Genomic DNA, 25,352 nt, shown 5'->3' with positions numbered 1-25,352 from the left:
GATTACATCAAAAAGAAAAACGCACCACAAATGGCACGTTTACTTTTCGTACTTTTGAAGAATCAATCCATTCCAGTAAATGCTTCACCGATAAGTGCATTATCTTCTAATACGAGTATTCCTTGTCCTTTTTCTGCTTTTGGTAAATTAAGCTCTGTCGCTGAACAAATCATTCCAGATGAAGCAACGCCGCGTAGTTCCGCGTCACGAATTGCCATTCCAGACGGCATGACAGCCCCGACTTTTGCCACGACCACTTTCTGTCCCGCGTCAATGTTTGAAGCACCACAAACAATTTGTAATACTTCGCTTCCTACGTCGACTGTGCATACAGATAATTTATCTGCATTTGGGTGACTTTCCTTCTTCACTACATGACCAATAACGAACTTCGGCGTCAAATCTACGTCAAATTCGATGTCTACATTATTTTTAATAAGCGTTTCTTTTATTTCTGTAACAAGTGTTTCAGTCAAAGTAACTTGTCCTTCTGCATCCAATTTCATGTACGAAGACGCTTTAAATATATTAAAAGCAACTAGTTCGCTTGATGATTCATCTTGAATTAATGTGACATCTCCAATAGATTCTGTCTTAATGTCTTTCGGTCGTGCCGTCGCAAGTTGTACAAGAAGCACATCCCCAACACCATTTTCATTGTAAAATATATTCATTTTTTTCTTTCCCTTCTTGCTACACGATTTTTAGCCATAATAAAGATTGGCTCTAAGTTTCCATCTTCATAAATAAATGACAATGACGTTACTGGTACAGTCCCTGTCGTAAAGAAATGCATAGTCATTTGTGCAAGTACATCATAACCCGTGTCGTTTCTAATATCACCAATAATAAGGACATCTTGATGCGGAACGGAAACCGTCATATGACCTTCAACTTTAGCTTCCATTTCTTTCAAAAAGGAGTTATTTAAAATTCTACTTGCATCATAGCCGTCATTATTATTAACAAAATAATAGAAGTTACCGTCTACTTCGTCTTTCTTCGTCGCTGTCGGTAATGATCTTACACGGAAAAGTGCTGATTCCATAAGTTCTATTTCCGTTAAGCCCATCTTCTCTAACATGCTTTTATCAATTAAGCGGTATGTAGTACCCAAATCAAGCGCATAATAAATACGTGTTTCAACCGTATGATCTTTCATAACAAATCGATGCCCATTAGATGTTTCTTCTGGAAATGAAGTAGATCGAATAACAGGATAAATAACCGTGTCACCTTCAAAACCTTCATTATGCTCCCGCTCCATCGCCTTAAATGTCTCATCAATTGTATAAACTATTTCATCGATTGCAGCATCTTTTTTCCTCTCATATCTTGCGATTATTTCAGGAAGTGAAATATCCATTCCATTCCTCAATACTTTATGTTCGAGACGTACTTTATCCGCTCTTCTGTCAAAGTCCCACTTAAATTTTTCTGAAGGGAGACGTTTTTTCAACAATTCTACTAGTTGGCTAGAATTCATTTATTCATTTCCTCCATTCAATAATCGTACCTTATTCATTCAGAACGTTGTTTTATCGAACGGACGACTTCTACCATTCGCACTAAATTATCTTCGATTTTACTTTTTTGGGCGATTGTAGTCATTTTGACTCCACCGATACTTGCAATAAGCTCCACTTTCTCTTTATCGGCATCGTTTTTAACGACCGCTACAAAACCAAAAACACCATTTTCGTCGATTACTTCCATTTGAATGATTTCTTTACTTATATCGTCTACTAGTAATTCATAAAATAATCGACTGTCATCGGACTCATTTGGATTTACAAATAAAATAAATGTCTCGTTGTTTCGATTAAAAACGATATTTTGTGCATCCGATTTATCATTCACTTTAAATCCAGTTGGTTTATATAATTCGAGGCCTTCAATCTCTGCAGTACGATTTTTAGGTTCTGAAAGAAACTTTTCTTTTGCCGCTTTCACACCAGCTATCGACGCGTCCTCTAGCGATGCTGTACATCCTACTAATAGGAAAACAGACATCATTGATAGGAATATGAATTTCCAAGTACGGAACATTCGATTTCCCCCATTCGATAAATTTAACTCCTTTATCATTTTAATGAAGTTAAGGAGTAGTTGCAACTGTTGCGGTCTTAAGACCTTTGTTGAAAGTACTTGAATTGGCCGATAAGCAGGTTGCAAACATGCTTAAATAATTCATCTCTATCTACCGCTCCGGCAGTCAACATACCAATGGCACCTTCTTTGTTTCGAATGCCTGTCGCTTTAAAATAGTGATCGATTACAGGTCCAAGCTCTTTTCCAGCAAGCAATTCTTTCGCTATTTGTTCTGGCAATGGAATTTGTGCACCACTCGCTGTAAATTTTGTTCCATCTGGCAAGTAAATTGCTCCCCAATTACAAAGATACATCTGCCCTTCAAAAATGCGGACGCCGCCTTCCAAACCTATACCAATTGCTCCTTTTTTCATAGTACTTGCGCGCAGCGCTCGATTAATCGCACCTAGCCTCGTTTCTTCTTCACCAAATGGTTGCTCAGCAACACCAGAACCAACTTCTGAGGTCAGTATCTTTGCTTCCGGAAAATGAATAGCAAGTGTATCTTTAGCTGCTTTTATTTTCGCTTTGTTTTGCGACCCTACGATAAATTCCATTCGTATTCCCCCTCGTACTTAATAGTCAAAAACCGTCCGGCACACCAATCAGGGGTAAGGACGGTTTTTGAATTATACGTTGCTTTTAATTGTGGTCACAGTTGTTTTATCGCAAGCCTTAACTAATTTCACAAGTAATTCTTTTGCTGCCGCGTAATCATCTGTATGAATAATTGAACCCGACGTATGAATATAACGAGAACAAATTCCGACAACCGCACTTGGTACACCTTCATTCGACATATGGACTCGTCCAGCATCTGTACCACCTGGCGAAATAAAATATTGATAAGGTATATTATTTGTTTCTGCCATATCAAGGATAAATTCACGCATGCCACGATGGGTTACCATTGTCCGGTCCAAAATACGAAGTAATGTTCCCTTCCCTAGTTGGCCAAATTCATTTTTATCACCCGAAGCATCATTGGCTGGACTTGCGTCGAGCGCAAAAAACAAATCAGGGTTAATCATAGTGGCGGCCGCTTGAGCTCCACGTAAACCGACTTCTTCAAGAACATTCGCACCCGAGTATAGTGTGTTCGGGAGTTCTTCGCCATGGACTTCTTTTAACAAATCAATCGCGAGTCCACACCCATATCGGTTATCCCATGCTTTGGCTAATATTTTTTTGTCGTTTGCCATTGGTGTAAATGGACAAATAGGTACGATTTGTTGCCCCGGACGAATGCCGATTTTAACGGCGTCTTCTTTGTTATCCGCACCAATATCAATTAGCATATTTTTAATGTCCATTGGCTTATTTCTAACTTCATCACTTAATAGATGCGGCGGTATCGAACCGATCACACCAATGACAGGGCCATGAGCCGTTATAATTTCAATGCGTTGTGCCAGAAGCACTTGGCTCCACCAGCCACCTAGAGGTTGAAAACGAATCATTCCGTTGTCCGTAATCGCACTTACCATGAAACCGACTTCGTCCATATGTCCTGCCACCATAATACGAGGTCCATCAATAGGTCCGTTTCTCACGCCGAAAATACCACCGAGATTATCTTGAATGACGTCGTCCGAATACTTCTCAATTTCACTTCTCATATATTTTCGAACCGCATGCTCATTACCCGGTGCCCCAGGAAGTTCTGTCAACGTTTTAAACATCGCTAATGTTTCATTATTCATGGATTTCTCCTCCTAAAATTATCAATATCCACAAGTCACAATAAAAATCTTCACTAAAAAAGTAGGTGAAACAGCTCCCTTTCGGCGGGATCTTCGGATCACGCCATTCCCCCACAGAAGTGTCGCCTTATTCAACAATTTTCCGGGCGTGCTAAAATAAAGTGTCCCTGTTTAAAAGCCAATCCAGCGAGAGGCACCTCTCCTAGTGCCGAAACGAGCTCCAATGGGATTCTTTATTTAAACGCTATATAGTAAACAGTGTAGACGAGTTTTTTGAAATTTTCCATCTTTTTTATTTCGTTAATCTAATTATTAAATTGTCTACCTACTGTAATGTGGATTTTCATTGGGGTGTGGTACACTAAAATAAAGATAGATTTGGAGGTTGATTACGAATGGATTTGAAAAACTTTATTGCCGGTGTTCTTACTGGGGTCGCTACTGGTATTGTTGTCAGCGAATGCATTAGCCGAATGGATCGAAACGTTGCTCCAGATTCGGTTTTAGCGAATGTAAAAGATGCCTTTAAAAAAGAAGGACCTATCGATGGCTCTTGGATTGTTATGAAAACAGAACCATTTTCAAACGAAGTGATTACGATGGATGTTTATCGCGGAGGAATTTCACGCATTAAAAATGGTGAAGTTGAACAATATGAGTTCGCGGCCGATGCGTCGACTGGTACTGTCGTTGAACTTTCAAAAGCATAAATTAAAAGTCGTTCCAATGCATTTTAGCATTGGAACGACTTTTTTATTTTTCGGAACTTGTACGTTTCACGTATTCCAACATTTCTTTGCCACTCTCGTCCCATTTTACGATTCGATAAAAAGCGTCGTGATAGAAGCTAAAAAAGTAACCATTTGAAAGTGCTTCTTTCATCAGCTTTTCTTTCGCAAAAATTGAGTCCATTGGATAATCATCATAGGCAAGTACCCAAAGTGGATTTGTATGCGCATGAGTTGGCATAATATCGCCCATATGAAGTATCGTGTCACCATTGCTCGTTAGTTTAATGACGCTGTGCCCATTGCTATGGCCGCCTGTATGAATCATTTCAATACCCGGAAGGACGATTTCACTTCCTTCAAACGTTTTGATTTGATGTTCCACGGGCTCCCAGTTCTCTTTCCAATACGTATTTCTCGAACGGATATTCGGATTACGCATTTCATACCATTCCACTTGTGACACATGAATTTCAGCATTTCCGAAAACCGAAATAAGTTTCCCATCTTGCCATTTTGTTAAACCAGCCGCATGATCATTATGTAAATGCGTCATCAAAATCACATGAATATCGGCGGGTGCAAGTCCTAGTTTTTCTAGACTTTCTTCCACCATCGACTCTTCTACTACTCCAAGGTTACGCTTCATTTTATCGTCCAGCTTCCCTTTACCAATTCCAGTATCAATTAGGATGTTTTTACCCTCGTATTGAATTAAAATCGGTTCTGTAGCTAGCTCGATTAAATTTTGTTCATTTGGCTCATATTTCCTAGACCAAAGCGCTTTAGGTACAACACCGAACATTGTACCGCCATCTAGAAAAGTTACCCCACCTTTAAGCCAAGTTAATTGCATATTATGAAATTTAAATTCATCCATTTTACTTCCCCCTTTTGGAAATAATGAATTACTGTTCCCCGTATTGCGCCTCTAATCGGTAAATCGGATATCCTTTCGAAGAAAACTTCTCTTCATATTCTGTCATAATATTGTCTTCAAGATTTTCCTTATGCAAATCAAGTGATACGTAGTTTAATTTCATATTGTATTGGGACATCGTAACGAGAGAATACTCAAACAATGAACGGTTATCTGTTTTAAAATGGATTTCTCCGCCCGGTCGCAATACTGATTCATATAATTCAAGGAACATTTCCGATGTTAATCTGCGCTTTTCATGCCTTGTTTTAGGCCATGGATCAGAAAAGTTCAAATAAACACGGTCGATTTCTCCCTTATGAAAAATATTTAAAAGATCTACTCCGTTTGCACGAAAGAGCTTTAAGTTAGATGGTTTGTCCGCTTCAATTGCTTTTTCCAATGCAACGACGATTACATTGTCAAAGTGTTCAATACCGATATAATTGACATCGGGATTAGCAATCGCCATTCCGATAATAAACTGACCCATTCCTGTTCCAACTTCGATATGGATTGGATTATCATTTCCAAACAGTTTATTCCATCCGTTATTCATTTTTTCAGGTTCTGCCACGAGGACATCGGGATGTTCTGACATGTAATCCCGTGCCCATGGTTTGTTGCGAAGACGCATTCTATACACTCTTTTCTCTTCAATTTATTTCTTGTTTATTTTGTTGCAGTTACTGGAATCTTCTTATTAAATGCTTTTTGCAAACTTTTTGTGATAAGGCCTGGCGTTCCGTCCCCAATGGTATGCTCGTCTATTGTTAGTACAGGCATCACTTCTGCAGTAGTAGACGTGTAGAAAAACTCATCCATCTCCAATGCTTGTTCAAGCGTAAACTCTTTTTCACTCACCGGGATTTGTAACTCCTTGCACAAACCAAGAACTACTTGCCTTGTGATCCCGTTTAAAATAAGATTTGTGACCGGATGTGTATGAACCACACCATCTTTTATGCCAAACATATTTGTCGAAGCGCCTTCCGTTACAACCCCGTTGCGGTGAAGGATTGCCTCCGCATAACCGCCTTCATGAGCCTCCTGCTTTGCCAATACACTACCGAGCAAGTTAAGGCTTTTAATATCACAGCGGAGCCAGCGTATATCTTCGATTGACTTAATGGCTACACCTTTTTCTATATTTCCTAAAGGTCTTGGGGCTTCCACAGCATATGCAGTTACAATTGCGGGTACTGTTGGATCTGGGAATTGATGTTGCCTCGGGGAATCGCCTCGTGTTACTTGCATATAAATATGACCTACTGAAATGCTATTTTGTGCAACCAATTCCTTTGAGATATTTATTAGTTGTTCTTCAGTAAAAGGAATCGACAATTTAATTTTCATCGCGCTTTCGAATAATCGGCTTATATGCTCGCGCACGGTAAATAGTTCGCCGTTATATACTTTCACAACTTCATAAACACCGTCACCGAAGTAATACCCTCTATCATCAATAGAAATATTCAAACCATCACGTTTAGTAAATCGTCCATCCATAAAATAAAGCGTCATTGTCATTCTTCCTCCATTACTTTTTATATTCACTTACTTATAGCATATGATTATTATCTTCTTTAATCCTGTACAGTACATAGTATATCTTAACTAAATGCTTCTATGTAGGTTGACCATATGAATACATCCACAAAGTGCCGAAACAGATTCGACAGGATTCTTTATTTCAATTATATACTTTTTAATCTCTCCCTATTTTTACATGTTCACGCGCGAAAATAAAGGATAATTCATTATTTAATTTTTTCGCGTGCAAAAATTATCCATATAAGCTATAATGGAATTATCGGAATACTCAATCCGGTAATTCTGCTATTCGGGAAGGATGTGCAGCATCAGGAATAGTTTCAAAGTGCTTACGGCACCATTCATAAGTCTCATGCCCATGACTTTTTTGGAATATGACGATGAAGGAGTGATTCCACACTTGAAAGCGACCACTGATCGTATGCTTACCCGCATAAAAGGTATTTACATGTATATCCTCGAAAACGGTGTTGTAACTACCGAAAACTTAGCTAAAGAATTTGATATTACGCATCGCACTGTACAAAGGGATTTAAATGTTCTTGAGTACAACGAGCTCATTACAAGTCCCGTACGCGGTAAATGGACAACAACAACTAAAAAAGTCAAAGTACCTACGTAATAAAAAAAGAGCTGAGCCGCTCCCAGCGACTTCAGCCCTTTTTTATGCTCCCGATGTTTCAATAAGCAAATCTAATTCTTCCGTAGTCAATTCCCGGTATTCCCCTAAAGCAATCTCCTCGTCTAGAACAAGTGGACCCATCGATAGCCGTTTTAAGTAAACAACTTTTTTATCGACAGCTTCAAACATTCTTTTCACTTGATGAAATTTCCCTTCCGTAATTGTCAGTTCGATTTCAGATAGCTCAGCCGATTTAAGTATGCGAAGCTGACCGGGTTTCGTGACATATCCATCATCAAGCATAACTCCTTCAGCAAAACTAATCGCATCTTCTTCTGTCACAACTCCTGATATATGAGCGTAATACGTTTTAGGAACACCTTTTTTCGGTGACAATAAATTATGCGCAAGTTTTCCGTCATTCGTCAAGAGTAGGAAACCTTCTGTATCTTTATCCAAACGACCTACTGGGAACGGCTTAAAATGCTGTGCTTCCCCATCAAGTAAATCAATAACGGTTTGGTCTTTCGAATCTTCTGTCGCAGAAATCACACCTTGCGATTTGTTCATCATTAAGTAAATAAACTCTTTGTAAATAACCGGTTCACCTAGAATTGTTACTTTATCAACATCAGTGTTGATATGTATAGCAGGCGATTTTATCGTTTCGTCATTCACTCGTACGGCACCTTTTTTTAATAGCACTCGCACTTCTTTGCGGGTACCAAAACCCATATTGGACAATAATTTATCTAAACGCATAATACATCTCCTTAAAAACCAAGTTTACTCGTATATTTTGTTAATCGTTCGCCGAACATTTTTTGGGCAAGGCCTGTTTTCAAAGATAAATACCCGTAAACTACCGCACCAACAAATGCACATATTGCAATATATAAAAATGCATGTGCTTTGCCGTCAACTACGCTGATTGCAGTCAATCCTTTTAATGTAACAAAAACAGCAACAAGCATGACCAAATTCAATAAGCCAATGAGAATAATTCTTCTGATTACCATTTCCGATTTGTAATTCAAGGCCTTCTTAATAACTACGATATTCAACCCTACTGCAATTGTATAACCAATTGTAGTTGCTAAAATGGCACCATTTGTTTCAAACAATTTAATAAGCGGTATATTAAGCGCAAGTTTACATAATAGCCCAAGCATTGAACTAAGGACAATCCATTTATGTCGGTTAATACCTTGAAGAATGGCGGCCGTTATCGTGTATAAACCAAATAAAATTGCAACTGGTGCATAGTTTGCAAGTACTTCTGCACCCATTGCACTTTTCTCATATAGCAATTCATAAAATTCGTCCGCAAGTACAATTAGTCCAATTACAATTGGAGCCGTTAAAAAAATCATAATTTGGTAAGTCTGATCCAAAGAACGAGTAATTCCTTGTTGATCGTTTTTTGTATGATAACTTGTGATAAAAGGAATTAGTGCCATCGAAAAACCCGTCGCAATCATCACTGGAATCATCACAAGCTTATGTGTCGTAAAGTTAAGCATTGTAAAATATACATCCGTTACTTTTGCTAGCCCCATAGATCCCATCGTATCGTTAAATGTCATCATATCGACAAATTGATAGATTGGGTTAATGACCCCAACAAGAACAAATGGGAAAATATAAACAAGTAACTCCTTATATATTTCACGATATGAAATCTCCCCCGCGGGTGGACTTTTCATCAGATAACTATCGAATTCCGGCTTATACTTCCTCCAATACCAATACAGAACACCACAACTCGCAAGCGCACCTATAAACGCCGCAAATACTGCAAAGTTCACTGCGACTCTTGGAGATTCTTTCATGAAATTCACAACAACATAAGCTCCAACTAGCACGACAATAATTCGAACGATTTGTTCAATTAATTGCGAAACCGAAGTCGGCATCATTTTTTGATACCCTTGGAGGAATCCACGAACTAAACTCATAACAGGTACGACGAGTAAAGCAAAACTCACCCAACGAATGACACCCGCTATTTCCTCAATTGTAAAGATTTGCTCATCCTTTGTTCGTACACGATGGGCAATCGGTTCAGCTAAAAAGTATAAGGCTAGGAATGATAGAACACCCGTGATAGCCATAATTAGCATTCCAGATTTCATTAACTTTCGCCCGGTCGCATAATCTCCGAGCGTATTATATTTCGACACATATTTAGAAAATGCAAGTGGCAATCCCGAGATTGCGACAGATAACGCAATATTGTATGGGATGTACGCATATTGGTATAAACCAATGTTCTCTTCTCCGACAATTGCGTAAAAAGGAATTACATATAAAAGTCCAAGCGCTTTCGATAAAAATAACCCAATTGTAAGTATGGCAGTACCTTTAATAAGATTCGATGACATTTTAATCCTTCCATTCTCAATAAATCTACTTATTAGTTTAACCTCGCACGCCACTTTTCACAACGAATAACAGCCACTTGTGTATAATGAAAGAAAAATGAAAGCGTGGGTTCCAAAAATGTATGACGTAATCGTAATCGGAGCGGGTCCATCTGGATTGATGGCGTCTATCGCTGCCGCAGAGAACGGTAGAAAAGTTCTACTGCTTGAAAAAGGAAAAAAACCTGGTAACAAACTTGCCATTTCTGGAGGCGGCAGATGTAACGTAACCAATCGGTTGCCGCAAGAAGAGATCATTAAAAACATCCCTGGAAATGGTCGATTCCTTTACGGACCTTTTTCTGTATTTAATAATGAACACATTATTAACTTCTTCGAAGGTCTTGGTGTCGCCTTGAAAGAAGAAGACCACGGACGAATGTTTCCCGTATCAAACAAAGCAAAAGATGTGGTCAACGCTTTACTTACCGAAATGGATCGCCTCCATGTCGACATGAAACTTGAGACACGTGTTCAAAAACTTCTTATGAATGATGAAAAAATACTCGGTGTACGATTAGAGTCCGGTGAAGAAATTCTATCGGGTGCTGTCGTCCTTGCGGTTGGTGGAAAAGCAGTTCCCCAAACAGGTTCTACCGGTGACGGGTACCCATGGGCGGAGAAAGCTGGCCATACAATTACGGTATTATATCCGACGGAAGTACCTCTTTTGTCAAACGAACAATTCATCCTTTCAAAAGAGTTGCAAGGTCTCGCACTTCGGGATGTTGCGGTCTCTGTATTAAACGCAAAAGGAAAAATACTAATTACCCATCAAATGGACATGCTCTTTACCCATTTCGGGCTTAGCGGTCCCGCTATCTTACGCTGTAGCCAGTTTGTCGTCAAAGAGCGCATGAAAAATAAGAACCAACCTGTTGATATGCGAATCGATTCCATGCCTGATATGCATGAAGAAAAAGTTTACCAAATGCTGAATGCGAAAATAAAAGAAGATCCAAAAAAAGCAGTGAAAAATGCTTTAAAAGGAATCGTACAAGAACGATGGCTCCTTTTTTTATTCGACAGAGCTGAAATTGATCCCGCTGAAACAGGGGCGACTATGCTAGCGGAAAAAGTTCGAGCATTAGCCAAATTACTAAAAGCCTTCCCGATGACAGTAAACGGAACACAACCAATCGAAAAAGCATTCGTCACTGGCGGTGGTGTATCTGTAAAAGAAATCGTTCCAAAAACGATGGCTTCCCGTAAAAAAGACGGGCTTTACTTTTGCGGCGAAATTTTGGACATTCACGGATATACAGGCGGTTATAATATTACGTCTGCACTTGTTACAGGTAGAATTGCCGGGATGAATGCCGGCGCGTATGCGACTGACAGAAAACCAAACGGTGAATGAAAAATCCGCGGGGAGATTAATTCTAATCTCTTCCGCGGATTTTTAATTAACCAACTGCTACAATATTGACGAGTCTTCCTGGAATTCCAATAACTTTCTTCACTTCTTTTCCTTCAAGGAACTCCTTCACTCGCTCGTCATTCAATGCGACTGTTTCAAGATCTTCTTTCGAAGCATCTTTTGCCACAACGATTTTCGTACGCACTTTCCCATTAATCTGTACTGCAATTTCAACCGTTTCATCGACAAGTTTCGATTCATCGTATGTTGGCCATGATTCATATGTGATCGTATCTGTATGACCTAACATTTCCCATAACTCTTCAGACAAATGAGGAGTAACCGGCGATAGCATCTTAACAAAACCTTCAACATACTCTGTAGGAATTGAATCCACTTTGTACCCTTCATTAATGAAAACCATCAGTTGAGAGATTGCTGTATTATTACGCATTCCTTCAAAGTCTTCTGTCACTTTCTTCACAGTTTGATGATACACTTTTTCCAGTTCTCCACCAGCTTCTCCGCCGACTTTTGAACTTAACGTACCATCTTCGTTAGCAAATAGGCGCCATACTCGGTCTAAGAAACGACGAGCCCCGTCAAGACCATTTGTTGACCACGCTTTCGATGATTCTAGTGGCCCCATGAACATCTCGTAAATGCGAAGTGTATCAGCACCATGTGAGTGAACAATATCATCTGGATTGACAACATTACCTTTTGACTTCGACATTTTTTCATTGCCTTCTCCGAGGATCATCCCTTGGTTAAATAACTTCTGGAATGGTTCTTTTGTTGCAACAACGCCAATATCATAAAGTACTTTATGCCAAAATCTTGCATATAGAAGATGAAGAACCGCATGTTCTGCGCCGCCGACATATATGTCCACTGGTAACCAACGTTTCGCAAGCTCCGGATCAATAAGCATTTCATCGTTATTCGGATCTATGTAGCGAAGGTAATACCAACAGCTACCCGCCCATTGTGGCATCGTATTCGTCTCGCGGCGACCTTTCATACCCGTTTCAGGATGAACGACGTTAATCCACTCTTCGATGTTGGCAAGAGGCGATTCACCTGTTCCACTCGGTTTAATATTATCTGTAACCGGAAGTACAAGTGGTAAATCTGATTCTTCAACAGGTGTCATTGTGCCATCTTCCCAATGAATAATTGGAATCGGTTCGCCCCAATAACGCTGTCTAGAAAATAACCAATCGCGAAGACGGAACGTAACTTTCTTCTCGCCTTTTCCTTTTTCTACAAACCATTCAATCGATTTTTCGATAGCTTCATCTGTTTCAAGACCGTCTAAAAATCCGGAATTAATATGTTTTCCGTCGCCAACATAAGCTTCTTTTGAAACATCCCCACCTGCAACGACTTCGATAATTGGAAGGTTGAATTCCGTCGCAAACTCATAGTCCCGCACATCATGAGCAGGAACCGCCATAATGGCTCCAGTTCCGTATGTAGCAAGAACATAATCTGCAATCCATATTGGCATTTTATCGCCACTTGCCGGGTTAATTGCGTAAGCACCTGTAAATACGCCCGTCTTCTCTTTTGCAAGATCCGTTCGTTCCAAGTCACTCTTCATTTTCACTTCATCGAGATATTTCGCAACCGCATCTTTTTGCTCCGTTGTCGTAATTTCTTGAACAAGGCTATGTTCTGGCGCAAGAACTGCATACGTTGCACCGAAAATTGTATCTGGACGTGTTGTGAATCCATCAAATGATAAATCTGTTCCATCTATTTCGAATGTAAGCTGCGCACCTTCTGAACGACCAATCCAGTTGCGTTGCATGTCTTTCAAGCTCTCCGGCCAGTCAAGGTCATCCAAGTCTTCAAGAAGTCGATCTGCGTAATTTGTAATGCGTAGAACCCACTGGCGCATCGGACGGCGCTCAACTGGGTGCCCACCACGCTCAGACAACCCGTCAATCACTTCTTCGTTTGCAAGCACTGTACCAAGTGCGGGGCACCAGTTTACTGCAACTTCATCCACATACGCTAACCCTTTATTGTACAGCTGGATGAAAATCCATTGTGTCCATTTATAATAGCTTGGATCGGTTGTATTGATTTCACGATCCCAATCATATGAAAATCCGAGGTCATTCATTTGACGTTTAAATGTCTCGATATTTTTCGCTGTAAATTCAGCAGGATCATTTCCTGTATCCAGTGCATACTGTTCTGCTGGTAGACCAAACGCATCCCAGCCCATTGGATGAAGAACATTATATCCTTGCTTCCGTTTAAACGAACTTAAAATATCAGTTGCTATGTAGCCAAGGGGATGTCCAACATGAAGCCCAGCCCCCGACGGATATGGGAACATATCTAGTGCGTAAAATTTGGGTTTCGACGGATCATCCGTCATCTTGAACGTTTTCTCTTCTTTCCAATATTGTTGCCATTTCTTCTCAATTTGTCCGTGATTATAACTCATTACCTATTCCTCCTCATTCAAATGAAAAACTCCCGTCCCTTAACAAACTAAGGGACGAGAGTTCTATGTACTTCCCGCGGTGCCACCCAAATTGACGGTAAACCGCCCAACTTGATTCCTTAACGCGGAAAACGGCACCGGCTACTAGTTTTCACCATTGCAGACTCAAAGGCGAGTTCAATTCATCGCATCATCGGCTCCCACCCAAATACCGACTCTCTGTAGACACATTGTAATTTACTATTCCTTCTCTTCGTCAATTGCTATTATGTAATCATTTTAAGCGAACCTTTCAGAAATGACAAGCTTTTAGTGATTAATCAAAAAGAATAGAAGCCACATTCGAGTGGCTTCTGTATTTTCTTATTAGCTTACATTTTCCTTAATGTCTTTAACAATTAAATTGGCTTCTGTCGAATCAATAACATCCTGTACCGTAAAACCTTCAAACACTTCTTTTAGTTCAAGTCCTTCAGGAGTCACTTCGATAAGTGCACGTTCTGTAATAATTTTGTGTACGACATTTTTCCCTGTTAGTGGAAGTTCACATTCTTTTTTAATTTTAGCAGAACCGTCATGAGCGACGTGATCCATAATGACGATGATTTTTTTCGCACCGTGCACGAGGTCCATTGCGCCGCCCATTCCTTTTATCATCTTACCAGGAATCATCCAGTTAGCGAGATCCCCTTTTTCCGAAACTTCCATCGCTCCAAGGATAGCAACGTCAACATGCCCGCCACGAATCATTGCAAACGACTCCGCGCTCGTGAAATAAGCCGAACCGGGAATTGAAGTAACCGTTTCTTTCCCCGCATTAATCAAATCAGGATCGACTTCATCTGCCGTTGGATAAGGCCCGATTCCAAGAAGTCCATTTTCGGACTGTAATACAACTGTTTTATCTTCTGAAATATAATTCGCTACAAGCGTCGGCATACCAATACCAAGGTTTACATAGTTCCCATTTTCAATCTCTTTTTCAGCACGTTTTGCAATACGCTCTCTATAATTAACTTTTCCCACTGTAAACATTCCCCTTCCTAATTTCTTACTGAGTTGTCAAACGCTCGATTCGTTTTTCTTGTTTTGCCTGTAAAAGGCCTTGTACATAAATGCTCGGCGTGTGGATCGTTTGCGGATCAAGATCCCCTGTTTCAACGATTTCTTCTACTTCCGCAATCGTAAACTTACCTGCAGCTGCAATCATCGGATTGAAGTTCTGAGCCGTTTTATTATAAATAAGGTTCCCGAATTTATCTGCCTTCGCTGCGCGAATAAGTGAAAAGTCCGCCTGTAACGCTTCTTCAAGAACATATTCTTTCCCGTTAAATATACGAATCTCTTTGCCATCCGCAACCGTTGTACCGACACCAGCCGGCGTATAAAACGCTGGAATTCCCGCTCCACCTGCACGAATTTTCTCTGCAAGCGTCCCTTGTGGTGTCAGTTCTACTTCGATTTCACCAGAAAGTACTTGGCGTTCGAATTCTTTATTCTCACCTACATATGATCCGATCATTTTTTTAATTTGCTTTTCTTTCAATAAAAGTCCAAGTCCCCACTCGTCAACTCCGCAGTTATTTGAAATAACCGTTAAATCTTTTACCCCTTTTTCTACAAGTGCCAAAATGAGCTGTTCTGGAATCCCAACAAGCCCAAACCCTCCAACCATCAATGTTGCACCGTCTTGAATATTCGCAACTGCCTCTTTCGCAGATGAATAAATTGGTTTCATAATACATCCCCCTCTGAATCATTTGAATTTTTCTGTAATAGCTGTTCTATTCAATTAAATCAAACATAACAGAATGTTGCAATGAAATGAATGAATTATTTAAAAACCACTACATAGATTGGACTTATGTTTTCCACATAATCTTCAGCGAAGGCGCCCCCCAAGCGTCGTTAGTAGCACTCTTTAGTTCAACCTATATAATCATTACTTTCCCCGTCATAACTTATTTTTCTAAGCGGTCGGTCATAAAGAAATGTTGTGATGAATGCGAAGCTAACTACTCCTAATAATATAAAGACCATCATTTTCATGCCATATAAATCAACTAGTACGCCGCCAGCAAATGGGCCAATCATTTTACCTATCGCCGCGGCACTGTTGACAATCCCTTGATAAAAACCTTCTCTTCCTTTCGGTGCAAGTTGACTTGCTATTGTTGGAATTACAGGCCACAGGAAAATCTCGCCAAACGTTACGATAATCATCGCCACAATAAACATTTTGTGCAAGATAAATTGCGTTAAATGCTTTTCTTCCACCTTCTGGCCATAGCGTTCCAACCATTGCGTACATACTTGGAAAGACAATCCCTCCACTAAAACCAAGAAATGTTAAAAACAACACATAGTGAGGCCATCCGTGCCAAAAAACAAGACATGTTAATGCAACAAGCGAAACAACAATTCCCCAAATGATTGATTTGTACCCACCGATTCGGTCAAATAGAAATCCACCAAGTAAATTTCCAACGACACCCGCAGCGGCATTCGCCATAAGTACTAGACCAGCAACTGACAGGGATTTCCCTAGATAATCATGTATATAAATCGTATTTAAAGGCCATAAAAATGAGTTTCCGGTAACGTTGACAAGCATTCCAATAATAAGCAACCAAACCGCTTTAGGCATGCGCTCCCCCCAATCAAGTAATTAAGCCGATTGTATGCCTTTCCCTATAATCCGACAAGACTTTTGTGTGATACACCACCGACTAAACGTGGTATAATACACCTTTAGAGGAGTGAAATAGTGGACAAATTAACATTTCCATTCCCAACTGAAGGGAAACGATATTATACATGGTCTCGCCATTTGAAAGATGAGTTCGGATTCAAAGTATTTAAAGTGGCGCTTGATGCAGGGTTTGATTGCCCAAATAGGGACGGGACGGTCGCATTCGGTGGTTGTACATTTTGTAGCGTCGCTGGATCCGGTGACTTTGCGGGTGACCGTGTGGATCCGATTGATGTACAATTTGCAGAAATCAAAGCGAAAATGCAGAAAAAGTGGAAAGACGGCAAACCGATGGCTTATTTCCAAGCGTATACAAATACGCATGCGCCCCTTGCCAAGTTAAAAGAAAAATTTGAAGCGGCGCTTGCACAAGAAGGTGTGATGGGCATATCCATTGCAACCCGGCCCGATTGTCTACCCGATGATGTCGTTGAATATTTAGCAGAACTCAATGAACGTACATATTTATGGGTTGAACTTGGCCTACAAACGGTTCATGAAAAAACAGCAAATCTCGTTAACCGCGCACATGATTACCAAACGTATGTAGAAGGTGTCAACAAGCTTCGTAAACACGGAATCCGAGTATGCGCACATATTATTAACGGATTACCTCTTGAAGATCACGACATGATGATGGAGACTGCTCGGGAAGTTGCAAAACTCGATGTGCAAGGGATTAAAATCCATCTGCTCCACTTATTAAAAGGAACCCCAATGGTTAAACAATACGAAAAAGGTCATCTTGAATTTCTAAAAAAAGATGAATACATCAGCCTTGTCGCCGACCAACTTGAAATCCTCCCACCAGAAATGATTATCCACCGCATTACAGGCGACGGTCCGATTGAACTAATGATTGGCCCGATGTGGAGCGTCACAAAATGGGAAGTATTGAACGGCATCGACAAAGAGCTTGAACGTCGTGGCAGTTACCAAGGGAAACATTATGTAAAGGCGGGTCAACTAATATGAAACTACTACGCGTCCTTCCTTTTGCAAGACGTTTACTTGAGCGCACCATAGTTCCCGGCGAGATTGTTGTCGACGCAACCGCTGGAAATGGTAACGATACACAATTTTTAGCAAAGCATGTTGGCGAACACGGGCACGTCTACGCATTTGATATTCAACAAGCTGCCCTAGATTCAACTGCCCAAAGACTTGGCGAACTAAATAACCGAGTATCCCTTATTTTAGATAGTCATGATAAGGTCGAACAATACGTCAACGAAAAAATTGGCGGTGCGGTTTTCAATCTTGGCTATTTGCCGCATAGTGAAGATTTGTCAATTGTCACTAAACCAGATACGACCATTAAAGCCATCCATACACTACTTGGTATGTTAAAAAAGGGTGGTATTATCGCCATTTCTGTCTACGACGGACATGAAGGCGGCGCAGAAGAACGGGATGCACTTCTTGATTTCGTAATGAATCTTCATCAAGCAGACGTCCATGTTGTCCGTTACGAACTCATTAACCAGAAAAACAATCCCCCATTTCTCATTGCGCTTGAAAAAATGAAAGATTTCAACACACTTGACTGAAATACGATAAAAGATAAAAAAGGTGCCCAACTGAATATATTCAGTTGGGCACCTTTTTTAATGAATGTTGTATAAAATTAAAAGTTACGAATATCTGCAATCGGGCCTACTGATTTAAAGTCTTCGTTTTCCATAAACGCAATTAGTTTTTCCGCTGTTTGCTCCGCACTGCTTAATAAACCTTGCTCCTTATAATGAATGAATTGATCTAGGAGCGGAAATGCGCCTTCCCCACTTGCCCGAATCGTTTCCTGCATGCCCGTATCAATAATTCCGGGGGCAATCGAGACGATGTCTACGGGATTTGTAGAGTTCGCCTGTTCAAGTGCAACAACCCGCGAAAAGTGATCCAGCCCAGCTTTCGTCGTACAATACGTTCCCCATCCTTCATATGCATTCCGACCTGCTCCAGATGAGATGTTAACGATACGTTTCTTTCCATCAAAATCCTTTATTTTAGAAATAAATGCATTCGATAAAATCATTGGAGCAGTCAAATTAACAGCAATCGCTTGTGCGATTGCTTCCCCTTCCACTTCCCCTATCAACCCAATAGGATCGACCATTCCCGCGTTATTAATAAGTGTAAACGAAGTTGTACCTTCGCTATTTTCCTCAATCAAATTCCCAATAAGCGTAGTAAGTTTGTCCGTCTCCGCAAGATCCGTAATTACGAACTTTTCAGCACCTTCGGGTGAAGTCCTCGCAATTCCAACCACTTTCTTACCCTTTACTTGTAGTTGTTTCAACAGTTCAAACCCAATCCCTTTCGAAGCACCCGTCACAATATACAATTCCATTTAGTTTCCCCCTCCAATATACGCATCGAACCACTCAGTAAGGCGTTCTTTTTTTATAATCGGTTGTTGTACTTTTTCTTCAAATACCAGCTCATCGTTAAATGTAGAAACATCCTCATCGAACCATTCATTCACCCGCTTACGAGTCACTGTATATATATCATCTACAAATGAAAATTCAACGATTTCCATGTTTTCAATAAGAGTAAAAATCGCCGTCGCATTATACAAAATTGATTTTTCAACACGCTCTTTCCCGACACCTTCGACAGTTTCGTCATAGTTTATCCTGAATGTAAATTCGTCGGGATTCTGTTCATATAAACGAAAAACATCGCTCATAGGTAAATTATTAACTAGGTTCGTGTTGTTTCCAGAATTCCCCATATACAGATTTGCATACTCAAGCATCGAGCTAAAGTGATGTGTCTCAGGCTCAAGTTGTTCCAACTGCTTTTGTTCGGCCAATGCATCAATCTTCGGTAAATAATATACCTGCACCCATCCAAACAACAGCAATCCAACGATTAACAAACCAATACTAATCTTAAGCTTCAATCATTTTAGCCTCGCTTTCTTCAACTTAGTAATCATTCCCCAGGAAATAGACTCGGAATAGTATGAATACGGTTGATAAACTCCTATGAATATATTATATCCTACTATTAGTTACTCGGAAAGATATCCATAAAAAAACCAACTTTCCCGAAAGAAAGTTGGCAACTTATTATTCTAGTATTTTAATCTTCACGTTCTTACGGCCCCATTGGTATGCCGCACTTTTCGTTGGGATGAATACGTCAATCTTATTGCCTTTAATCGCTCCGCCTATATCCCCCGCAACTGCATATCCATATCCTTCAACATGCACTTTCGTACCAAGCTTGATCACTTTTGGGTCTACAGCGATTACTTTTAGTCCAGGATTCTTCTTTAAATTGATCCCGGTTTTCGTTATTCCTGAACATCCGTTACAATAAGCTGTATAAGCTGTTGCTGAAACTATAAATTCTTTCTGAACTTTATCAGCATCCGATCTAGATGGCGTTGTTGTTGCCGGTTTCTTAACTGGATTCTTAACCGCTTGGCCTCCAGAAGTGACTACCAATTTTTGGTTCGGATGAATTAAGTCCGATTTCAAATTATTCCAGACTTTCAAATTTGCTACTGTAGTATTATGCATTCTTGAAATTTTGTATAAACTATCACCTTTTTTAATAGTGTAAGTTGAAGAAGCTGAACTTTCATTTGCTAAACTGAAAACTAGGGCAATTGTCAAAGTTAATGTTACTAGAAATTTTTTCAATTACTCATCTCCTCATTTTTTATCTATCTCTACAATAACTGCAAATTATTACAGGAACATTACAATGAAACTTCTTTTTGTTACAATACGTCACACTATATTACAAGGAATGGAATGGGAGCTATGATTATTCGGCAAGCAACTATAAAAGATGCACACGCAGTACAAGATGTACTCATAACAAGTCAATGGTTCACCTATGAATCGCTATATTCCAAAGAATATATTCAACAATTAATCGATCAGTATTATAACTTTCATAGAATCGCAGATGAAATCCAGTTCATGAATACAAGTTGGCATGGCTACTATGTTGCGGAAATGCCCGGAAAAATTGTTGGTGTAATCGGCGGAGGGATGATTGGCGAAACCGCTGGCGAAGTATATGTCTTCTATATGAACCCAACAGTAAGAGGAATGGGAATTGGCACACGACTGCTTAACTTTTTTACCAAAATACAAAAACATACGTACGGGGCAACTGAACAATGGGTTGCTGTTGCAAAAGGAAATAATTACGCCATTCCATTTTACAAAGCACGCGGATTCATCTTTCAATGCGAAGAACCAACTTACGGATCATCCGAAACCGATTTGGACATTGCACTTAAATTCAAAAGAAAAATTTAAGAAAAGAGTGATTTAGTTGATTGAAATCCAAGGGAAATACAATAAGGCCATTGTTTTTACTGATGTAATTGAAGAAACTGCAAAACAACAAGTATATGATCTATGCAATCAGGAATTTCTTGAAAACGCCAAAATCCGTATGATGCCAGATTTACATGCCGGAAAAGGATGTACGATTGGAACGACGATGACGATTACAGATAAGATTGTTCCAAATTTCGTCGGTGTGGATCTAGGTTGTGGAATGATTTGCGTTCAGCTAGATGTAAAAAAAGAACAAATTGATTTCAAAAATCTAGATCAAGTGATTCGTAAAAACATTCCAAACGGCATGAACGTTCGGCAAAAAGCACATATAAATGCATCCGAAATCCCTTTCTCAGAAGTGCTGGCCCCTATTAATGAAGGAAGAGCCCGTGTGAGCGTCGGGACGCTTGGAGGTGGCAACCATTTTATTGAAATGAATGAAAGTAAAGATGGTAGTGTATATCTCGTTATTCATTCGGGAAGCCGGAACCTCGGCAAACAAATTTCCGAGCATTATCAACGAGTTGCCGTGGAATCATTATTAGATAATCGTAGTGAAGTCAATCGACGGATTGCCGAACTGAAAGCAGCAAATAAGCATGATGAAATTAGTAATACAATTAGAGAAATACAAAGTCAACGGCCTTCTATTTCAAAAGACATGGCCTACGTAGAAGGTGAAAATATGGAAAACTATTTACACGATGTCCATATCGCACAAAAGTTTGCGGCTATGAATCGCCAAACGATGGCTGAAGTAATTTGTAGGGAAATGGATTGGGACACTCTTTCTATTTTTGACACAATCCACAACTATGTTGATATTGAAAATATGATTCTACGAAAAGGTGCTATTTCCGCGCAAGCAGGTGAAATTGTTATTATTCCAATGAATATGCGCGATGGTTCTCTTATTTGTCGTGGTAAAGGAAATCCGGAATGGAACTATTCCGGTCCTCACGGCGCAGGTAGAATTATGAGTAGAACCCAAGCGAAACGTGAAGTAGATATTACTGAATTCGAGGATACGATGAAAAACGTCTGGAGTACTTCCGTTACGAAATCGACTGTCGATGAATCCCCATTTGCCTACAAAAAGATGGAAGACATCTTAAAACATATCGGCGAAACCGTAGATGTCCTAGACATCATTAAACCGCTTTACAATTTTAAAGCAAGCTAAGAAATAATTCAGATGAAGCAAGGTGAACTACTTGATAGCTATACTCGGTTATATTAGTACAATGCTTCCCTTCATGATCATTGCTTTGCCAATAATTATCGTCATTCGATTCACTTACTATAAAATCCGTAAAATTAAGCCATTCAATTTGGTACATGAAATCGGAGTTATCGCTTTTTCATTATTTATGATTGCGTTATTTTCACAAACGATTATGTCTTTTACGTATACAGGACCAAAAGTTACACGTTCATTTACCAATGTAAATCTCATTCCATTCCAAGTTTTCATTGATAATTACTATGCCATAACCGAATTGAACTTTTGGCAACCTTTCATCATTAACTTTTTAGGAAATATATGTATTTTTATACTTATTGGTTTTATGATTCCATTGTTATGGGGAAAATTCAATCGTTTTTGGAAAGTCGTCCTTAGCGGATTTTGCATTTCTTTTTTTATCGAAACGGTGCAACTCGGCCAGCCAAGAAGCAGCGATATTGACGATCTTTGGCTAAATACATTGGGAAGCATGGTCGGCTACGGCTTCTATTTTCTTTCAAACAAGTTCTTCACAAAATATACACGTATATTTAAAAGGGAATAAAGTATCCCACTAAAAATGCTTGGCGCTAAGGGATGCCTTCTGGAGTAGTTTTCTTAACAGGAATACCTTATTTCAGCACACCCGAAAATCGTTGAACAAGGCGACACTTCTGCGAGAATAGCGTTAGTCTCAGACCCCGCAGCGTAGCGAGAAGGCTGAGGCAACGCCCGCGGAAAGGGAGCCGGTTCAACGATTTTCTTTTTCAGTGAGAATCTTCATTTCAAGGTAAACACCATTCTCAACATGCAATATATTGCATATCATTAAAACCCATTTTCCTGTATACTAATAATAATGACATATTCAGGATGTGATAAGTAATGCCCGTACCTACCGATCATATAAAAACGAAACGAAAAACAGCAAAAGAAACCGCATTCAACCAACTTCAACAGTGGATAATCGACGGCACGCTATATCCCGGTGAAAAATTGAATGATTTAGAGCTTGCTAAGGTGTTAGGTGTAAGCAGAACTCCAATTCGCGAATCATTACAACTTCTTGAAGTGCAAGGTTTTGTCGAAATGTTCCCCGGAAAAGCGACGCAAGTAACAGGCATTGAGCGAGATTCAATTACTGACTTACTCCCTCCACTTGCTGCTTTGCAAGCTTTATCGGCTGAGCTTGCGATTCCACGACTTACCGAAGAAACGATTGCACTACTTGAAACTACAAATGAGCGATTCGCAATCGCCGTACAAACGAGAAACTACTTTTCCGCTTTAAAAATTGATGAAGAATTCCACCAGATCATCGTTGATGTGGCTAATAATCCATACATTCTATCGATGGTAGAATCGCTTCAAGCACATGTTCGAAGATTGTTTTTCCATAATTCGATTGTACTAACGAAGGAATCAATCGAAGAACATAACAAAATGATTCAATTAATGAAAGAACGTAACGGTCTAAAAGTTTCCGCAATTATGCGAGATAATTGGCTACGTGCGATTGACGAATTTCATAATTTAAAAGATGAAAAGTAAAGAAAAGCCGAATCCCTTCTTTGAAGGAATTCGGCTTTTCATATGGATTCGTTATGACCTTAATGGTACTTGATTTTTCGCAAAACCTTTGTGACGAATAATCTGTCGTACATAAAGTACAGCTACACCCGCGGTCAAAATGGACCCGATAATGAGTGATATCGAATAGTCCATATTAAAACCTTCAGGTGCATAGAAAATATACGTACAAACTACACCCGTCATGAAGAGAGCCGGAATGCCGGCAATGTAATGGGATTTCTTCGCTTTTAGTAAAAACGAAACAGCTACCCATAGCATAATTGTGGCCGATAGTTGGTTCGTCCATCCGACATAACGCCATAAAAACGTGTAGTCAATTGTTGAAAGTAAAAACATCGGCACACCCAATGCAATTGTAGCTCCAAGAACAATAATTTTTTTATCTGGATCCACCCATTTGGAAATCGATTCAGTTACAATCATTCGCGAAGAACGAAGCGCCGTGTCCCCTGTTGTAATTGGCAAGATAATTACAGATAATATCGCAAGGATTCCTCCGACTGTACCTAAAAGTGACGTTGAAATTTCGTTCACAACACCAGCTGGTCCGCCAGCTGCAAGAGCTGTTTGTAAACCGCCTGTCCCACCAAAGAACGTCATTCCAGCAGCAGCCCAAATGAGCGCAATAACGCCTTCTGCAATCATTGCACCGTAGAAGATTTTACGTCCTTCTGATTCTTTTTTCATCGTACGCGAAACGATGGGACTTTGAGTTGAATGGAAACCTGAAATTGCACCACATGAAACCGTCACCATAAGCAGTGGCCAAATCGGCAAGTCACCTGGATGCAAGTTCTCCAATGTTAAGTTCGGAATTGGTTGCCCACCAAAAAGAAGTGCAATAGCAATCGCAACCGCCATGAAAATAAGAACCGCTCCAAAAACGGGATAGATTCTCCCTATGATTTTATTGATAGGTAAAATTGCAGCTAATATAAAATAACCAAACACAAGTATAAGCGCACCCATAAAACCAATCGGTGTAATTTGTGCAATCAATTGGGCTGGTCCCGCAGTGAAGGCAGCAGCAACAAGAACCATCAACACAATGGAAATGATTGTGATTGATTTTTCAGCAAAGTTCCCTAAATACTTTCCTACAATCTTCGGGAATTGCGCACCGCCGTGTTTCAAAGACAGCATGCCTGAGAAATAGTCATGTACGCCTCCCGCAAAAATAGATCCGATAACAATCCAAATGAATGCGACCGGCCCGTACAGCGCCCCAGCAACTGCTCCGAAAACTGGACCTAGTCCCGCAATATTTAATAATTGGATAAGCCAGCCTTTCCACCAACTCATCGGTACATAATCCATTCCATCATTCACCGTGTAAGCCGGTGTTTCACGAGAATCGTTCACACCAAATGCTTTTTCAACAACTTTCGAATAAATTGCGTATCCGGCGAAAAGTAAAATCAAAGATGCTAAAAACGTTACCATTTACGCTTCCTCCTCTATGTATAAAGCAAGTCCACTGATTATTATATATTATTGGACTTATAAAACAAGTGGAACTTAATAATATATCTAAATATACAGTTCTTTATATTATTAAAAGAGTATTCCGTCTAGTATACATGTATGGAAATAAAGAATCCCGCC

The 25,352-nt window shown here is 39.8% G+C and carries 26 protein-coding genes, 1 pseudogene and 1 other annotated feature; of the genes and pseudogenes, 9 read left to right on the top strand and 18 right to left on the bottom strand.

Features of this window, described 5'->3' with window-relative positions:
* Positions 1-62: 62 nt before the first annotated feature.
* From ytpR to KSU66_RS05535, 5 genes are all read right to left on the bottom strand, one after another.
* Complete coding sequence (gene ytpR / locus KSU66_RS05555; protein ID WP_269050424.1) at positions 63-674, bottom strand: YtpR family tRNA-binding protein; 612 nt, start codon at positions 672-674, stop codon at positions 63-65.
* Positions 671-1,486: a DUF1444 domain-containing protein gene (locus KSU66_RS05550; protein ID WP_269050423.1), complete on the bottom strand. Its 816-nt coding sequence runs from the start codon at positions 1,484-1,486 to the stop codon at positions 671-673. Before KSU66_RS05550 ends, ytpR begins: the two co-directional genes overlap by 4 nt.
* Positions 1,487-1,521: 35 nt before the next feature.
* A complete protein-coding gene (locus tag KSU66_RS05545) occupies positions 1,522-2,049 on the bottom strand; it encodes a hypothetical protein (RefSeq protein WP_269050422.1) in 528 nt (175 codons plus the stop codon).
* A gap of 77 nt (positions 2,050-2,126) precedes the next feature.
* A complete protein-coding gene (locus KSU66_RS05540; protein ID WP_269050421.1) occupies positions 2,127-2,648 on the bottom strand; it encodes a DUF84 family protein in 522 nt (173 codons plus the stop codon).
* Between the two features lie 72 nt (positions 2,649-2,720).
* Entirely contained in the window at positions 2,721-3,794 is a 1,074-nt protein-coding gene (locus KSU66_RS05535; protein WP_269050420.1) for a M42 family metallopeptidase, read from the bottom strand.
* A 395-nt stretch (positions 3,795-4,189) separates the two neighbouring features.
* Between KSU66_RS05535 and KSU66_RS05530 the strand changes: the two genes are divergently transcribed.
* On the top strand, positions 4,190-4,504 hold the full coding sequence (locus tag KSU66_RS05530) for a hypothetical protein (RefSeq protein ID WP_269050419.1): 315 nt from the start codon (positions 4,190-4,192) through the stop codon (positions 4,502-4,504).
* Between the two features lie 43 nt (positions 4,505-4,547).
* Here KSU66_RS05530 and KSU66_RS05525 read toward each other — a convergent pair whose 3' ends face one another.
* Genes KSU66_RS05525 through dat form a run of 3 tightly spaced genes read right to left on the bottom strand, consistent with a single transcriptional unit; the run spans position 4,548 to position 6,965 of the window.
* The gene (locus KSU66_RS05525; RefSeq protein ID WP_269050418.1) at positions 4,548-5,402 is read right to left on the bottom strand and encodes a YtnP family quorum-quenching lactonase; all 855 of its coding nucleotides are present in this window, start codon (positions 5,400-5,402) and stop codon (positions 4,548-4,550) included.
* 28 nt (positions 5,403-5,430) lie between these two features.
* On the bottom strand, positions 5,431-6,078 hold the full coding sequence (gene trmB, locus KSU66_RS05520; protein WP_269050417.1) for a tRNA (guanosine(46)-N7)-methyltransferase TrmB: 648 nt from the start codon (positions 6,076-6,078) through the stop codon (positions 5,431-5,433).
* 35 nt (positions 6,079-6,113) lie between these two features.
* Positions 6,114-6,965, bottom strand: a complete 852-nt coding sequence (gene dat, locus KSU66_RS05515) for a D-amino-acid transaminase (protein ID WP_269050416.1) — start codon at positions 6,963-6,965, stop codon at positions 6,114-6,116.
* A gap of 430 nt (positions 6,966-7,395) precedes the next feature.
* Here dat and KSU66_RS05510 point away from each other — a divergent pair, with 430 nt between their 5' ends.
* Positions 7,396-7,617, top strand: a complete 222-nt coding sequence (locus KSU66_RS05510) for a DeoR family transcriptional regulator (protein ID WP_269050567.1) — start codon at positions 7,396-7,398, stop codon at positions 7,615-7,617.
* Between the two features lie 42 nt (positions 7,618-7,659).
* Here the strand turns inward: KSU66_RS05510 and KSU66_RS05505 are convergent, their stop codons facing one another.
* Positions 7,660-8,379, bottom strand: coding sequence for a pseudouridine synthase (locus tag KSU66_RS05505; protein WP_269050415.1), 720 nt, complete (start codon positions 8,377-8,379; stop codon positions 7,660-7,662).
* Positions 8,380-8,390: 11 nt separating this feature from the next.
* A complete protein-coding gene (locus tag KSU66_RS05500; RefSeq protein WP_269050414.1) occupies positions 8,391-10,001 on the bottom strand; it encodes a putative polysaccharide biosynthesis protein in 1,611 nt (536 codons plus the stop codon).
* A gap of 118 nt (positions 10,002-10,119) precedes the next feature.
* Between KSU66_RS05500 and KSU66_RS05495 the strand changes: the two genes are divergently transcribed.
* Positions 10,120-11,400 carry an NAD(P)/FAD-dependent oxidoreductase gene (locus KSU66_RS05495; protein WP_269050566.1) on the top strand — a complete coding sequence of 427 codons (1,281 nt, stop codon included), beginning with the start codon at positions 10,120-10,122 and terminating at the stop codon, positions 11,398-11,400.
* A 46-nt stretch (positions 11,401-11,446) separates the two neighbouring features.
* On the opposite strand, the gene leuS is transcribed toward KSU66_RS05495, so the two are convergent.
* From leuS to KSU66_RS05475, 4 genes and pseudogenes are all read right to left on the bottom strand, one after another.
* Positions 11,447-13,864, bottom strand: coding sequence for a leucine--tRNA ligase (leuS, locus tag KSU66_RS05490; RefSeq protein WP_269050413.1), 2,418 nt, complete (start codon positions 13,862-13,864; stop codon positions 11,447-11,449).
* 47 nt (positions 13,865-13,911) lie between these two features.
* Positions 13,912-14,127: a binding site (T-box leader), on the bottom strand.
* Positions 14,128-14,230: 103 nt separating this feature from the next.
* Positions 14,231-14,890 (bottom strand): 3-oxoacid CoA-transferase subunit B, encoded by a 660-nt coding sequence (locus KSU66_RS05485; protein WP_269050412.1) that lies wholly within the window; start codon positions 14,888-14,890, stop codon positions 14,231-14,233.
* 25 nt (positions 14,891-14,915) lie between these two features.
* The gene (locus KSU66_RS05480; protein WP_269050411.1) at positions 14,916-15,602 is read right to left on the bottom strand and encodes a CoA transferase subunit A; all 687 of its coding nucleotides are present in this window, start codon (positions 15,600-15,602) and stop codon (positions 14,916-14,918) included.
* Between the two features lie 188 nt (positions 15,603-15,790).
* Positions 15,791-16,511, bottom strand: a pseudogene (locus KSU66_RS05475) (MFS transporter).
* Positions 16,512-16,631: 120 nt separating this feature from the next.
* On the opposite strand from KSU66_RS05475, the gene KSU66_RS05470 reads away from it, so the two are divergent.
* Positions 16,632-17,591 carry a TIGR01212 family radical SAM protein gene (locus KSU66_RS05470; protein WP_269050410.1) on the top strand — a complete coding sequence of 320 codons (960 nt, stop codon included), beginning with the start codon at positions 16,632-16,634 and terminating at the stop codon, positions 17,589-17,591.
* A complete protein-coding gene (locus KSU66_RS05465; protein ID WP_269050409.1) occupies positions 17,588-18,166 on the top strand; it encodes a tRNA (mnm(5)s(2)U34)-methyltransferase in 579 nt (192 codons plus the stop codon). The genes KSU66_RS05470 and KSU66_RS05465 overlap by 4 nt, the downstream gene beginning before the upstream one ends.
* Before the next feature lie 77 nt (positions 18,167-18,243).
* Here KSU66_RS05465 and KSU66_RS05460 read toward each other — a convergent pair whose 3' ends face one another.
* The 3 genes from KSU66_RS05460 to KSU66_RS05450 form a co-directional block, all read right to left on the bottom strand.
* Entirely contained in the window at positions 18,244-18,966 is a 723-nt protein-coding gene (locus KSU66_RS05460) for an SDR family NAD(P)-dependent oxidoreductase (protein WP_269050408.1), read from the bottom strand.
* The gene (locus KSU66_RS05455) at positions 18,967-19,524 is read right to left on the bottom strand and encodes a DUF4825 domain-containing protein (protein WP_269050407.1); all 558 of its coding nucleotides are present in this window, start codon (positions 19,522-19,524) and stop codon (positions 18,967-18,969) included.
* A 169-nt stretch (positions 19,525-19,693) separates the two neighbouring features.
* On the bottom strand, positions 19,694-20,272 hold the full coding sequence (locus tag KSU66_RS05450; protein WP_269050406.1) for a 3D domain-containing protein: 579 nt from the start codon (positions 20,270-20,272) through the stop codon (positions 19,694-19,696).
* A 123-nt stretch (positions 20,273-20,395) separates the two neighbouring features.
* On the opposite strand from KSU66_RS05450, the gene KSU66_RS05445 reads away from it, so the two are divergent.
* The 4 genes from KSU66_RS05445 (at position 20,396) to KSU66_RS05430 (ending at position 23,705) form a co-directional block, all read left to right on the top strand.
* Positions 20,396-20,902: a GNAT family N-acetyltransferase gene (locus KSU66_RS05445; RefSeq protein WP_269050405.1), complete on the top strand. Its 507-nt coding sequence runs from the start codon at positions 20,396-20,398 to the stop codon at positions 20,900-20,902.
* A gap of 16 nt (positions 20,903-20,918) precedes the next feature.
* Positions 20,919-22,112, top strand: a complete 1,194-nt coding sequence (locus KSU66_RS05440) for an RtcB family protein (RefSeq protein WP_269050404.1) — start codon at positions 20,919-20,921, stop codon at positions 22,110-22,112.
* 31 nt (positions 22,113-22,143) lie between these two features.
* On the top strand, positions 22,144-22,719 hold the full coding sequence (locus tag KSU66_RS05435) for a VanZ family protein (protein WP_269050403.1): 576 nt from the start codon (positions 22,144-22,146) through the stop codon (positions 22,717-22,719).
* A gap of 320 nt (positions 22,720-23,039) precedes the next feature.
* Positions 23,040-23,705: a GntR family transcriptional regulator gene (locus KSU66_RS05430; RefSeq protein ID WP_269050402.1), complete on the top strand. Its 666-nt coding sequence runs from the start codon at positions 23,040-23,042 to the stop codon at positions 23,703-23,705.
* A gap of 51 nt (positions 23,706-23,756) precedes the next feature.
* On the opposite strand, the gene KSU66_RS05425 is transcribed toward KSU66_RS05430, so the two are convergent.
* Positions 23,757-25,190 carry a carbon starvation CstA family protein gene (locus KSU66_RS05425; protein ID WP_269050401.1) on the bottom strand — a complete coding sequence of 478 codons (1,434 nt, stop codon included), beginning with the start codon at positions 25,188-25,190 and terminating at the stop codon, positions 23,757-23,759.
* Positions 25,191-25,352 lie beyond the last annotated feature (162 nt).

The organism is Sporosarcina sp. G11-34 (assembly GCF_026931025.1).
The sequence above is the reverse complement of the archived record's forward strand: the minus strand, read 5'-3'. Positions and strand labels throughout refer to the sequence as shown.